Origin of the sequence: Thermonema rossianum DSM 10300 (genome assembly GCF_000426825.1) — a bacterium.
Taxonomy (GTDB): domain Bacteria; phylum Bacteroidota; class Bacteroidia; order Cytophagales; family Thermonemataceae; genus Thermonema; species Thermonema rossianum.
On sequence record NZ_AUGC01000001.1, the window covers coordinates 298,155 to 311,155 of the forward strand.

The following is a 13,001-nucleotide window of genomic DNA, read 5'->3' on the forward strand; positions in this document are numbered from 1 at the left end:
TCGAAAATAGCAAACTATGCTTTTATCTGAAAGGCTTGTGCGCCGGGTGGCTTTTCACCTGCGCGAAAAAATGGCTGAATTTCCCGAGTCAGAGCTGGAACGCATTCAAAACGAGCGTACCGAAGGGGACCTGAGCCCCGATGGGTGGATTCGTGCCATCATCGATCGAGGCGAGGACCTGCACCTTGCCATTGTCGTGCATGGATACAGTAATGATGAGCTCTTGGCTTACTTTTACGAGACAGATTCCCCCATTATTTTGTTCCGCTATTTGCCCAATGGTGAGATTGTGCCCGTCATCTTAAAAAAGAAAGGGTCAAAGACTGTTGTAGAAGAGTATTTCGACGAAACAAGCGGAGCATGGAAAGAGCGTGAGGTGAAAGACCTGAACGTTTATATACGCTTCGAAGACCCGGTAGATGTGTCGCTCAATGACAAAATCATAGCTTTGACGGCTTTCCCCATGCCCTATGCTCTTAAGGAGTATGAGGAAAAAAAGGCTTTGACTCCCTTTCAGCGCCTGCTTCTTTTGCTTAAAAGTGAGCGGCATATTCTACTTTACATTTATGTGTATGCTATCATTTCCGGTCTAATAGCCCTTTCGCTGCCGTTGGGTGTGCAAGCTACTTTCCGGCTGATTTCCAGTGGAAAAATACTGACTTCGGTGATTGTTGTCATAGCCTTGGTGATTGTGGGCTTGGGGGCATCGGGTGGCTTGCAGCTGATGCAGCTTTGGCTGGTGGAAATTCTTCAGCAGCGGGTTTTTGCCAAGGCAGCGTTTGAGTTTGCCTATCGCATCCCCAAAATTTTACCTTCGGTTTTGAAAAAATACTATCCGCCGGAGCTCATGAACCGCTTTTTCGATGTGGTCATTCTGCAAAAAGAGCTTCCCAAACTGCTGGTTGACTTGTCGGCAGCCGCCTTGCAAGTGGTTTTCGGGCTGTTGTTGCTTTCGCTTTACCACCCCTTTTTCTTGGGGTTGATATTCTTTACCTTTTTGTTTATTGGCATCTTGCTTTACTATACCTTCGACCGTGGCTTGTACACTTCCATCAAGGAGTCAACCTATAAATACAAAATTGCCCATTGGCTGGAAGAGATAGCCCGCACCGTGCGCTCTTTTCGTTTATCTACAAGCAGCCGGCTGCCCCTCTCTAAGATGGACGAGCTGGTAAACTACTATTTGTATTATCGCAAAGAGCACTTCAAAGTGCTGGTGAATCAATACTTGTTTGTGTTGGTGTTCAAAATCATCATTGTTGGGGGCTTGTTGATACTGGGGAGCACCCTTGTGGTGGAGCGGCAAATCAGCTTAGGACAGCTGGTTGCTTCCGAAGTGATGATTATTTTGGTGGTCAATGCCATTGAAAAGCTGGTGTTGGGCCTGCCCACCGTTTACGATGCGCTGACGGCAGTGGAAAAAATAGCGCAGGTAACCGATTTGCCCCTGGAAAAGCGCCACGGTGTGCTGGTCGATTTTCATCGTTATCCCGAAGGCTTGGAAATACAAATGGAGGACGTGCGTGCTTCCTACAATTCCAGTAAGCGTATTTTAAAAGGAATTACCCTCACTGCCTTGCCGGGAGAAGCCATATGCATTGCAGGCCCCGAAGGTGCGGGCAAGCATACACTCATGCGGGTGCTTACCGGCTTTGTGGAATACGAAGGCTATATCTCCGTCAATGGCTTTTCACTCAAGGATATTGATGTGGACATGTGGCGCGCAGTAGTGGAAAACAACTTTTCCGAAGATGAAGTCTTTGCAGGCACCATCCTGGAAAATATTGTCATGGGCAAGCCCAATGTAAAGATGAAAGACGTGTATGAAGCCATAGAAGTTATGGGACTGGCCGACGTCATAGGCCGCCTGCCTAAAGGCATTCATACCGAGCTTTTGGCAGATGGGCGCCCGCTCTCTATCAGCGAGCGTCATAAACTCATTTTGGCACGCTGCATCGTGTCGAAGCCTAAACTGCTGATTATTATAGACCACTTCCAAGAAATGCAAAACTCCGAGAAGAAGCGCATCTTGCAGTGGCTCACCCAGGAAAGGCACCCATGGACCCTGTTGATGTTGTCGAATGACCCTATTTTCTTGTCTTTGGCAAAACGGGTGATAGTATTGGAAAAAGGACAGGTTGTAGCCGAAGGAACCTACGAAGAGTTAATGAATGAGCGTCACTTCCGTGCATTTATGACCGAAAACGTATGATGTTATGTTGAAGATATCGAAAGAAAGCATTGAAAATGAATATATTGAACGGCGGGTGTATGCCTTCCGCCTGCTGCAGACCCCGCGATCGGCGCGCAATTTTGCCAAAGTATTGGTGGGGCTGTTTGCTTTTGGTCTCTTAACCCTTTTCTTACCATGGACGCAGAACATACCCGCCAGCGGAAAGGTAACTGCCTTTTTTCCGAAAGACCGCCCACAAGAAGTGCCGGCAGTGATTGGGGGGCGTATTCAACAATGGTATGTGCAGGAGGGGCAGTTTGTGAACCGGGGCGATACTTTGCTGCGCATTGGGGAAATCAAGCCGGAGTATTTCGACCCCGACCTCTTGGAGCGCTTGCGCGAACAAGTGGTAGCCAAAGAAGCGGCCATTGAAGCCACCAAAGCCAATATCGAAGCTTTGAAGCAGCGCTTGCCCGTATTGCGGCAGGCGGCAAATTTGAGCCTTCAGAAGGCGGAAAACAAAGTGAAGCAGTATCGCCTGAAGGTAAGCAGCGACAGCTCGAACTACCAGGCACAACTTGTTAATTTTCAGTTGGCAGAAAACCAATTGCGCCGCTATGATACGCTCTATCAAAAAGGACTTATTTCATTGACCGATTACCAAAAACGCCAATTAAAATATCAAGAATCGCAGGCAAAGTTGATAAAAGCCGAAAACGACTACTTAGGCTCGCAACAAGAATATCTGAACGCTTTGATTGAGCTTAGCTCTATCCGGGCAGAGTACCGGGAAAAAATATTGAAAGCCGAAGCAGAGCTGCGCAATTACGAATCCTACCTTGCCAATGCTCAGCTGGAATTGGCTGCCTACAGAAACAAATATGCCAGCACGGTCATACGGAATGAAAATTACTACATTTTAGCTCCGCAGTCCGGTTATGTGGTCAAGGCAATGAGCCAAGGGATTGGCGAAATCGTAAAGGAGGGCGAGCCCGTGGTGCAAATCCAACCGGCACGCCCGCAAAAAGCAGTGGAGTTGTATGTGAAAGCCATGGACGTGCCTTTGATTACCCCCGGGCGTGAGGTGCGTATCGAATTTGCCGGATGGCCTGCTTTCCAATTTTCGGGATGGCCCAGTGTGAGTGTAGGTACCTTTGCCGGCAGGGTGAAGGTCATCGACTATGTAAGCCAGCCTGATGGTACTTATCGTATCTTGGCTTTGCCCGATGCTACCAACGACCCCGAATGGCCCGAGCAACTGCGCATCGGCTCGGCTGTGCGGGCATTCATCCTGCTCGATGATGTGCCCGTGTGGTATGAAATCTGGCGACAGCTGAACGGTTTCCCGCCCAGCTTAAAAGAAGCGCCCGATGAAAAAGGTGATAAAGACAAAGGTGCAAAAAAGAAATAAGCCGGTGATTCGAAAACAACAATTTCTCTTTTGGATATTAAAGTTTTTGGCAGTTACTGCCTATGCGCAAGAAGACACCACCAAACGCCTGAGCTTGCAGGAGGTGTTGCAGTGGGTGGCTGCCTACCACCCTGTGATGAAACAGGCCGACCTCTACTTGGAGCAGGGGCGCTTTGCCTTGCGCCAGGCACGTGGCAACTTCGATCCCCAACTGAAAGGTACATGGGACGAGAAAAATTTTAAAACCAAACAATACTATCAGTATATCAATACGTATGTGTCGGTGCCTTTATGGATTGGCGAGCTGAAAGCCGGCTATGAGCGTAACCAAGGTTTGTATATCAACCCGGATCGCACAGTGCCCGAAGAAGGGCTATGGTATGCCGGCATAAAGGTGCCTTTGGGCTATGGTTTGTTTATCGATGAACGGCGCAATGCCCTGCGCCAAGCACAGCTGATGCAAGAAATGGCCGCTGCCGAGCGGCTGAAGACCATCAACAAGCTGTATTATCAAGTCGTGAAAGACTACTGGAACTGGTACTTTGCCTACCGCAAAAAGGAGGCGCTTCAGCGTGCCTATGACTTGGTAAATGCCCGTTATGAGTTTACCCTCGAAAAGGTGAAGATGGGCGAAGAGGCGCCTATCGATTCCCTGGAGGCCGGCATCAACCGTCAGGACCGCCAGATTATGTTGTTGGAAGCCGAGGCCGAGCTTACACAAGCACGCTTGGCGTTGTCGGCGCACTTGTGGACCGAAGACGGCACGCCCGTAGAGCTAAATCCGGAAGTGGCACCCGACGAACCCAAGCAGGCTACCGAGCAGCCTTTTCAAGAACGCTATCCACTCGAAACGCTCAAACAGCAGTTGGAAGCACAACATCCCGAATTGCAAAAGTTACGCTTGAAATACCAAAGCTTAGAGTTTGAGCGCCGTCTGTATGCCGAAAAGATGAAACCCAAGCTCAACTTAAACTATAATTTTCTTTCGGCACAACCGGTAAAGAGTGGCGAGTGGAACGGCACTTATTTGCAGAACAACTACAAATTTGGCATTGAATTGGCTTTTCCGCTCTTCATGCGTGAGGCCGGTGGCAAGCGCCAGCAGGTAAAAGTGAAACAGTTGCAAAACGAGCAAGAACAGCTTTATTTAGTGCGCACGCTGTATAATGATCTGGAGGCCGCTTACCGTACACTCTTGCTTACGGAGCAAAACTTGCGCAATCTTTTAAGCATGGTGCAGAACTACCGCGCTTTGCGTGATGGAGAGTATGCCAAGTTTATAGCCGGTGAGAGTTACGTTTTTTTGGTAAACAAACGTGAGGAGAAGCTGCTTGATGCAGAAATCAAGCTGGCGAAGACACAAGCAGCCTACGAAAAGCTCAAGGTAGAAGTGCTTTGGCTGAGTGGATTGCCCCTGTGGAGCTTGCCCTAAGCTTACGTAGCGCCCGGGCTTGTATGGCTGCATACTAAGCACATGTGCTTATGCGTTATCTTTTTAGCCAAAGAATTCAAATAAAAACTATGCAATTAAGAAAGAAGGTCTTGGGAGCGCTGCTATTTATTGTGGGGATAGGCGTTTTCTGTCAGCTTAGTGCGCAATCCTTGCCGCGTCGTCCCTTTATAGGTTTGGATTTACGCTGGAATACCGAGGAAGAGGTGCTTGAAGTGGCAAGAGTACACGCCGGAAGTGCTGCCGAAAAAGCCGGTATTTTGCCCGGTGACCGTCTATTGCGTCTCGATGACACCCCTTTGAAAAGCTATACCCAGCTACTTGAATTGGTAAGGCGTAATTACAAAGTGGGCGACAAGGTTACATTAAGCATCCGGCGTGGCGGGCAGTTGTTAAGCTACCGCCTGCGGCTGGGGAAGTATCCTACCGAACAAGCCCCCGATTTTGCCATAGACTATCGCGAAATAAAAACCCCGCAAGGACACTTGCGTTGCATCGTTACGCGCCCCCCAAATAGCCAAGCGGTGCCGGCCGTGCTTTTCATACAAGGCATTGCCTGCCAAAGTATCGATACCCCCTTCGACACGCAGCGCCCCTATACACAACTGCTTTATGAACTGACACGCCAAGGCGTGGCCACCATACGCGTAGAAAAATTTGGTATTGGCGACAGCGAAGGCCCCGACTGCATAGAAGTAGATTTTGAAACCGAACGCCAAGCTTTTTTGCAAGCCCTGCGGGCAGTCAAGCAATACGACTTCGTGGACAGCACACAGGTTTTTTTGCTGGGGCATAGTGTGGGGGGCATTCTGGCAGTACAAATAGCCAACCATGAACCGGTCAAAGGCATCATTGTGTATGGAACGGTAGGGCGTCGCTGGACAGACTACCTGCTGGAATCGCGCCGCCGTCTGTTTATGATGAAAGGCAAGCCTGAAGCCGAAATCGACGATTACCTGAATGGTATCAACCGTTGCAATGTGGAGTACTTCGTGCTGCATCGCCCTAAGAGCGAAGTGGCCAATGCCAATCCCGCTTATGAGCGTTATTTAAGGCTGTTCGACATACGCAGCGACCAATATTGGTTTCAGCTGCAGGAGGTCAATGTGCCGGCAGAGTGGAGCCGTTACGATGGCTTTGTGCTTAGCTTGTGGGGCGAGTTCGATGTGGCTTCGCTTGAAGAAGACCACCAAATGATAGCCCATATCGTGAATAAACGGCAGCCCGAACGGGCAGTGTATGTGCGTGTGCCCCAAGCCGACCACGGCATGCGCTGGACTACTTCATACCGCGAGGTGGTGGCGCCCTATAATCCTGTTATTGGGCATATTGTGAATCAGTGGATACAAGCCGTCTGTCAAGCACCATGATTTTAGTGTAGGCAGGCACTGGTATTGTTTTGCCGTTTCGGGCTTCTTGCCTCGTTAATTCGAGCTTCCCTGCTGCCATTTCGAGCGCAAGCGGGAAATCTCTTGCCTTGGTTTGACGAGAAGTCTCACTTCGTTCGACATGACAAATAGCTTCAGCGGGCTTCTTAACTGCATTTGCACTTCGTTTGAAGGGACAAGCCACGTTGCTTTTGCCCGGCACGGCAGGTTTTGTTTTCAACTTCAGGGAAGGCAGGGAAGGGGACAGGCGAGCAACTTTATGCCGCCTGCTCTCAGAAGAACCGGTGAGACACGGTATAAAACAACAAAAGCGGTTGTATCCTGACAACCGCTTTGCTTAGTTATGAAAACAGAGACTTGCTCTTAGAGCGCAATCACGCCTTTTTTCAAGTTAAGAGTGCCTTTCTTTTTGGCTTTGCGCAAGGCTTCTTCTATGCCAATGCGGTTGATGATGCGCAGGGCGTGGGTAGAAACCTTCATTTCAATCCAACGGTCTTCCGAAGGCAGATAAAAGCGCTTCTTTTGCAAGTTGGGATAGAAACGGCGCTTTGTTTTATTGTTAGCGTGCGATACGTGGTTTCCCACACGCGGACGCTTCCCGGTTAATTGACAAACCTTTGCCATGATAAACTATCTTTTATTAAAACGGTGACACATATACTCATTTAGGACGGCAAATATAAGACCTTTTCCGATGCTACGCAAATATGCCACGGAAATTCAGGCAGTTGCTGCCGCTTTCTTTATGAAAAAAGGCTCCGTTATGGAGCCTTTCAGTGTGCCGAAGGCGGGACTCGAACCCGCACGGTGTTGCCACCACACGCCCCTGAAACGTGCGCGTCTACCAATTCCGCCACTTCGGCGCAGCGTCTTTGCAGACGCAAATATAAAAAGCTTTTAAAAATTATTCAGCTTTTTTTTCAGATTTTTTTTCTTCGGCGGGCTTATCTGTTTGTTTGCTTTGGTTTTTATACTCTTCGTTGAGTCTTTTCACCACTTCGTCGGTGATGTCCAAAGCAGGATCACCATACCATACGGTTACGCCCGGTTTATAGCCGAGAATGAGCTTATAGCCTTTTTCCTTGGCATAGCGCTGCATGAAGTCTTCCAAATTCTTGTTCAGCTTTTCAGCCATCTTGAACTCTTCTTCCAAGTATTGATTTTCGAGCGTTTGCTTATACTGTGCCAAGTTCTGTTGGCGCTCAATGAGCGACTGCTCGGTGGCTTTGGCTTGCTGCAGAGTCATGCTGTTGGCTTGCTGCTGGAAGTTGGCAATGTCGCGCTCCAGGCTGCTGACACGACGGTTCAGGTCTTGCTCAAACGATTGACGCTTCTTTTCCAACTCTTTTTGGGCGTCTTTGTAGAAATCATATTTGGCAAGCAGGCTGTCAGAGTTGATGTAAACAATGCCTGCCGCTTCGTCTTTTTCTTGAGTGTTTGTTTCGGTTGCGGTCTGATTGCTTTGCTCGTCGGTCTTTTGTTCGTTGTTTTGGCATGCCCCAAATAAAAATAGGGAAATAGCCAGAGGTAGTAAATGTTTTTTCATCTTTTTCGAATTTTGAAAAATGGATTCTTTTGTTTCTGACAACAACTGCAAATATACGCAAACTTTATTGGCAGGCAAGCCTCGCTATCTTCTTGTTGAATGCGGGAATATTTCTATTTTTGGCAGCAAAAAATTGATGAACAATGAGTTTTATAGATCACGTACACGCCCGTCAGATATTGGACTCCCGTGGCAATCCCACGGTTGAGGTAGATGTTATCACCGAAGATGGCTTCATAGGCCGTGCAGCAGTGCCGTCAGGGGCTTCTACCGGCAAGTATGAAGCAGTAGAATTGCGCGATGGCGACAACACACGCTATTTAGGCAAAGGCGTGCTTAAGGCTGTGGAGAATGTCAACGAAATCATTGCGCCCGAGTTGATTGGGGTGTCGGTGTATGAGCAAAAGATGATAGACCACTTGCTTCTGGAGCTGGATGGTACACCCAATAAGTCGAAGCTGGGCGCCAACGCCATTTTGGGCGTTTCGCTGGCAGTAGCCAAAGCGGCAGCAGCGGCCCTTCAACTTCCGCTTTACCGTTACGTAGGTGGCGTGCACGCGGCTACCTTGCCGGTGCCCATGATGAATATTCTGAACGGAGGGGCGCATGCCGACAACGGCATCGACTTTCAGGAGTTTATGATTATGCCGGTGAATGCGCCTTCGTTTAGCGAGGCTTTGCGCATGGGCACAGAGGTGTTCCACCACTTGAAAAAGGTGCTGAAAGACAAAGGGCTTTCTACCAACGTGGGGGATGAAGGCGGTTTTGCGCCCAACCTGAAGTCAAATGTAGAAGCTATTGAAGTGGTATTGCAAGCCATAGAAAAAGCCGGCTATCGTCCCGGTGAAGATATTTTCATTGCGCTGGATGCCGCCAGCTCCGAGCTGTTCGACGAAGAGAAGCAGGTTTATCGTTTGAAAAAATCGACCGGCGACGAACTGACTTCTGCCGATATGGTGAATTTCTGGCAAGAGTGGGTGAAGAAGTACCCGATTCTTTCGATTGAAGACGGTATGGCTGAAGACGATTGGGATGGCTGGCAAAGCCTGACAGCAGCTATCGGCGACAAAGTGCAGTTGGTGGGTGATGATTTGTTTGTGACCAATGTGGAGCGTGTGCGTGAGGGTATAGACAAGCAGGTAGCCAATGCCGTATTGATTAAAGTGAACCAAATAGGCACACTTACTGAAACCATCGATACCATTGAGTTGGCAAAACGCCATCGTTATAAAAACGTGATGTCGCATCGTTCGGGAGAAACCGAAGACAGTACCATTGCAGATTTGGCTGTAGCTTTGAATACCGGGCAAATCAAGACAGGCTCGGCATCGCGTTCGGACCGCATGGCTAAGTACAACCAATTGTTACGCATTGAAGAAGAACTCGGCGAGGCTGCTTACTATCCCGGCTTGAACTTCTAATGTAAAAGCTACTTTTGCCCAAGCAAAAGCAGCTTTCTTGATGTGTAAGTGCTTTTTCTTTTAAACAGCCTGCGGGTGCCCGCAGGCTGTTTGGTTCTTATCTTCTTTTCTTCTTCTTGTTGCGCTTGAGCATGCGGCTGAGGCGCCCACCGCCGCCGCTTTCCATCTGGTTCATCTTCTTTATCATTTTTTGCATTTGCTCGAACTGCTTGAGCAAATTATTGACTTCCTGTATGCTGCGCCCGCTACCTTTGGCAATCCGTTGTTTACGGCTGGCAGCGGTGCGGTGTGTCAGCAGGAGGGCAGGATTTTCACGCTCTTGCGGGGTCATAGACTGTATGATGGCTTCTATAGGCACGAAAGCATCGTCGTCTATGTCGAGGTCTTTGACCATTTTGCCTACGCCCGGCAACATGCCCAGCAAATCTTTGACGTTGCCCATCTTTTTGATTTGCTGTATTTGAGAGTAGAAATCCTGAAAGTCGAATTGGTTCTGACGCAGCTTTTTGTTGATGCGCTCGGCTTCTTTTTCATCGAAAATCTGCTGGGCACGCTCTACCAACGACACCACATCGCCCATGCCCAGGATGCGGCTTGCCATACGGTCCGGGTGGAATACATCCAGGTCATTGACTTTCTCGCCCGTACCTATGAACTTAATGGGGCGGTCCACGACGGCACGAATCGAGAGGGCAGCCCCACCGCGCGCATCCCCGTCGAGTTTGGTGAGCACCACGCCGTCATATTGAATGCGATCATAGAACGCCTTGGCTGTATTGACGGCATCCTGACCGGTCATGGCATCCACCACGAAGAGTGTTTCGGAAGGCTGCAGCGTTTCTTTCAGGCGGCTGATTTCGTCCATCATCTCTTCATCGACTGCCAAGCGGCCGGCCGTATCGACAATCACCACCTGATATTTGTTTTGCTTGGCATATTCTACGGCATGTTGGGCTATCTCTACCGGGTTTTTGTTTTCCGGCTCGCTGTACACCTCAATGCCCAATTGTTCGCCCAGTGTCTTGAGCTGTTCTATGGCAGCCGGGCGGTACACGTCGCAGGCAACCAACAAAATGCGTTTGTTCTGTTTCTTTAAGTAGTTGGCAAGCTTGGCAGAGAAGGTTGTTTTCCCTGAACCTTGCAAGCCGGCCATCAGCACGATGGCAGGGTTGCCATCCAGTTTGATGTCCTGCTTGGTGCCCCCCATGAGCTGTGTCAGCTCGTCATATACGATTTTGACGAGCATCTGACCGGGCTCTACGGCAATTTGTATTTTTTGCCCTAAGGCTTTCTCTTTGATTTTATCGGTAACTTCCTTGGCTACCTTGTAGTTTACGTCGGCATCCAAAAGGGCGCGGCGTATCTCTTTAATTGTATTGGCTACGTTTACTTCCGTAATGCGATTGGAGCCCTTGAGCGTGCGTATGGCACCTTCTAACTTCTCACTTAAATTTTCAAACATAGAGTTTTCCGGTTTACAAACTATCCTTTGATGGTTCTTTTTCTACTTTAATACAATGCCTACCTTTTTAAGTGCCGCTTTAATACCGTTTTTGAGGCGCTCTTTGATGGGGGTTACCACCTTCTTTACGGTGCTGTCTTCCGGGCGCGCCTTGAAGATGGTGTCGTGATAGGGGGCGGCGTCTTCGCGCTCGGTGGTGTAGAAGTAGGCATACACCGATTTGCGCGACATGCCCTCGGGCACTTGTATGCGGGAGTAACCGTGATACGAGATTTCGCTGGTTTCAAATATGACGGCACGGTTAAAAGCCGGCGGTACTTTCTTTACACACTTGGTCACGTCGGCGTTCCACAGCTCCAAATCGCCGCCATAATGAGGTTCCCAATGCCGGTTCATGTAAATGAGCAGGTTCAGACGACGGTGTACGTCTTTTTCCGGGTGTATGTTGAAGTCGATATGCACATCCAGAAAACTGCCGTTGTCGCCTTCGTGCAAGCCTACGCCCAGGTGGTCATTGGTGATGAATACATCTTGAATGCCGGTGACACGGCTGACCCAAGCATAGAACTCCGGCGACATAAGGGCATCGCGCAGGCGGCTGAAGTCCGGGTGAAAGTCTTCGAAATTGGCGCCTTCGGCTTTGCGTTCATTGATGCCGTCATAATGCTTGCGCAGTACCTTCGTAGGCGGAAAGTGTTCGTATAGCTTTTCTGCAAAGTCGGTTTGCAGAAAGTTATCTATAACAACATGGCGGTAAGGCCGTGCTGTGTTGAACTCATTTTGGAGTTGTGCAATGGTAGCTTCTTCAAACAGACGAGGGTTGAAAAGCGAAATACCGGCTTGTGGATTCATATTTATGTCTTATTTTTCAATAGCTTTGGTGCAAAAATACGTTTTTCTATTAACAGTTGAAATACAAAACACTGAGCCATGAAGCAAAAGCAAAACCGTCTTTTCTTTTTTGGGGTGCTGCTTATTCTGATAGCCATTCTTGCCTATTCGCTCATAGACCAGCGTAAAGAAGAGGACGTAATGCAAAAGATAGAGAAGTTTCGTCGTGAAAAAGACGAAGCCTTCAAATACCGCGACGACTCGCCCATAGAAAACAGGGAAGCCTTTTCTCACTTGAATTATTTTCCACCCAATGTGCAGTACCGTATCAAAGCCCGTTGGGTTCCCGTAGATGAAAACGAAGCCGATTTTTTGGTGCAGATGACCGATAGCACCTTCGACCGCTTGCGCTCGGTAGCCTATGCTTTTTTTGAGTATGAAGGCAAAGAGTATCAGCTTTTATTATTTGAAAAAGAAGACAATGCCGGCTATTGGTTTTTGCCTTTTAAAGATGCTTCGAATGGCAAAGAAACCTATGAAGGCGGGCGTTATCTGGACGTGGAAAAGCCCAAAGGCAACACTTTGATATTGGATTTCAACTTTGCTTACAATCCCTATTGTGCCTATAGTCCCGATTATAGTTGTCCCATTCCTCCGAAGCAGAACCATCTGGATTTTGCTATCTTGGCAGGCGAAAAGAAATTCGTAACAGCTGACAGCAGCAGTACTTCAAAGCCCTGAGGATATGTTATTTCGCGATATAGTTGCTTTGATTCGCCATTTGTTGGGCGATGACTATCTGGAAGAAGTCAACGAAGAGGCAATACAGCCCTACATAAAAGTGGCACCGGTGCGCCTGCCTACGGTTGCCCGCCTGCTCTATGAGCACAAAGACCTGTATTTCGATTATTTGGCTTGCATCACGGGCATCGACAACGGACCGGCAGCCGGCAGCATGGAAGTGCTTTATCATCTTTTTTCCATTCCCTATGAACACGCTTTGGTGGTAAAGGTAGAAGTAGCACGCAACCGCGAGGGCGAGCCACTACCGGAGGTGCCCACGGTCAGCGATATATGGCGCACAGCCGACTGGCACGAACGTGAAATTTACGACCTGTTGGGCATTCGCTTTACGGGGCATCCCGACTTGCGTCGCATCTTGTTGCCTGCCGACTGGCAAGGGCATCCGCTGCGCAAAGACTATCAGGCGCAAGAAACTTATCATGGCATTACGGTGAAGGCAGAAAACCCGCCGGAAGACCCATTTCAAGCTTGATTTTTTACCGAAGACCATCAAAAATTTGTACTTTGTTCTTTTC

11 protein-coding genes and 1 tRNA gene are annotated in these 13,001 nt (G+C 48.9%); 7 read left to right on the top strand and 5 right to left on the bottom strand.

Annotation, left to right across the window (positions count from 1 at the left end; translation table 11 throughout):
• The first annotated feature begins 16 nt into the window (after positions 1 to 16).
• From K384_RS01440 to K384_RS01455, 4 genes are all read left to right on the top strand, one after another.
• A complete protein-coding gene (locus K384_RS01440) occupies positions 17 to 2,212 on the top strand; it encodes a peptidase domain-containing ABC transporter (RefSeq protein ID WP_051633005.1) in 2,196 nt (731 codons plus the stop codon).
• Positions 2,213 to 2,216: 4 nt separating this feature from the next.
• Entirely contained in the window at positions 2,217 to 3,584 is a 1,368-nt protein-coding gene (locus tag K384_RS01445) for an HlyD family secretion protein (protein WP_038028646.1), read from the top strand.
• Positions 3,544 to 5,016 carry a TolC family protein gene (locus K384_RS01450; protein ID WP_038028647.1) on the top strand — a complete coding sequence of 491 codons (1,473 nt, stop codon included), beginning with the start codon at positions 3,544 to 3,546 and terminating at the stop codon, positions 5,014 to 5,016. The genes K384_RS01445 and K384_RS01450 overlap by 41 nt, the downstream gene beginning before the upstream one ends.
• An 89-nt stretch (positions 5,017 to 5,105) precedes the next feature.
• Positions 5,106 to 6,404 carry an alpha/beta fold hydrolase gene (locus K384_RS01455; protein ID WP_038028650.1) on the top strand — a complete coding sequence of 433 codons (1,299 nt, stop codon included), beginning with the start codon at positions 5,106 to 5,108 and terminating at the stop codon, positions 6,402 to 6,404.
• A 381-nt stretch (positions 6,405 to 6,785) separates the two neighbouring features.
• Here K384_RS01455 and rpmB read toward each other — a convergent pair whose 3' ends face one another.
• From rpmB to K384_RS01470, 3 genes are all read right to left on the bottom strand, one after another.
• Positions 6,786 to 7,046, bottom strand: a complete 261-nt coding sequence (gene rpmB / locus K384_RS01460; RefSeq protein WP_038028655.1) for a 50S ribosomal protein L28 — start codon at positions 7,044 to 7,046, stop codon at positions 6,786 to 6,788.
• A 155-nt stretch (positions 7,047 to 7,201) separates the two neighbouring features.
• Positions 7,202 to 7,285, bottom strand: a tRNA-Leu gene (locus K384_RS01465).
• A 41-nt stretch (positions 7,286 to 7,326) separates the two neighbouring features.
• Complete coding sequence (locus tag K384_RS01470) at positions 7,327 to 7,968, bottom strand: OmpH family outer membrane protein (protein WP_038028996.1); 642 nt, start codon at positions 7,966 to 7,968, stop codon at positions 7,327 to 7,329.
• A gap of 143 nt (positions 7,969 to 8,111) precedes the next feature.
• Here K384_RS01470 and eno point away from each other — a divergent pair, with 143 nt between their 5' ends.
• On the top strand, positions 8,112 to 9,389 hold the full coding sequence (eno, locus tag K384_RS01475) for a phosphopyruvate hydratase (RefSeq protein ID WP_038028656.1): 1,278 nt from the start codon (positions 8,112 to 8,114) through the stop codon (positions 9,387 to 9,389).
• A gap of 97 nt (positions 9,390 to 9,486) precedes the next feature.
• Here eno and ffh read toward each other — a convergent pair whose 3' ends face one another.
• Both ffh and K384_RS01485 read right to left on the bottom strand, forming a co-directional pair.
• A complete protein-coding gene (gene ffh, locus K384_RS01480) occupies positions 9,487 to 10,851 on the bottom strand; it encodes a signal recognition particle protein (RefSeq protein ID WP_038028657.1) in 1,365 nt (454 codons plus the stop codon).
• 42 nt (positions 10,852 to 10,893) lie between these two features.
• Positions 10,894 to 11,703 (bottom strand): 2OG-Fe(II) oxygenase, encoded by an 810-nt coding sequence (locus K384_RS01485; protein WP_051633007.1) that lies wholly within the window; start codon positions 11,701 to 11,703, stop codon positions 10,894 to 10,896.
• Positions 11,704 to 11,781: 78 nt separating this feature from the next.
• Here K384_RS01485 and K384_RS01490 point away from each other — a divergent pair, with 78 nt between their 5' ends.
• Together K384_RS01490 and K384_RS01495 are read left to right on the top strand one after the other, a co-directional pair.
• Complete coding sequence (locus K384_RS01490; protein ID WP_038028658.1) at positions 11,782 to 12,423, top strand: DUF1684 domain-containing protein; 642 nt, start codon at positions 11,782 to 11,784, stop codon at positions 12,421 to 12,423.
• Positions 12,424 to 12,427: 4 nt separating this feature from the next.
• Positions 12,428 to 12,958, top strand: a complete 531-nt coding sequence (locus K384_RS01495) for an NADH-quinone oxidoreductase subunit C (protein WP_038028659.1) — start codon at positions 12,428 to 12,430, stop codon at positions 12,956 to 12,958.
• The last annotated feature ends 43 nt before the right edge of the window (positions 12,959 to 13,001 follow it).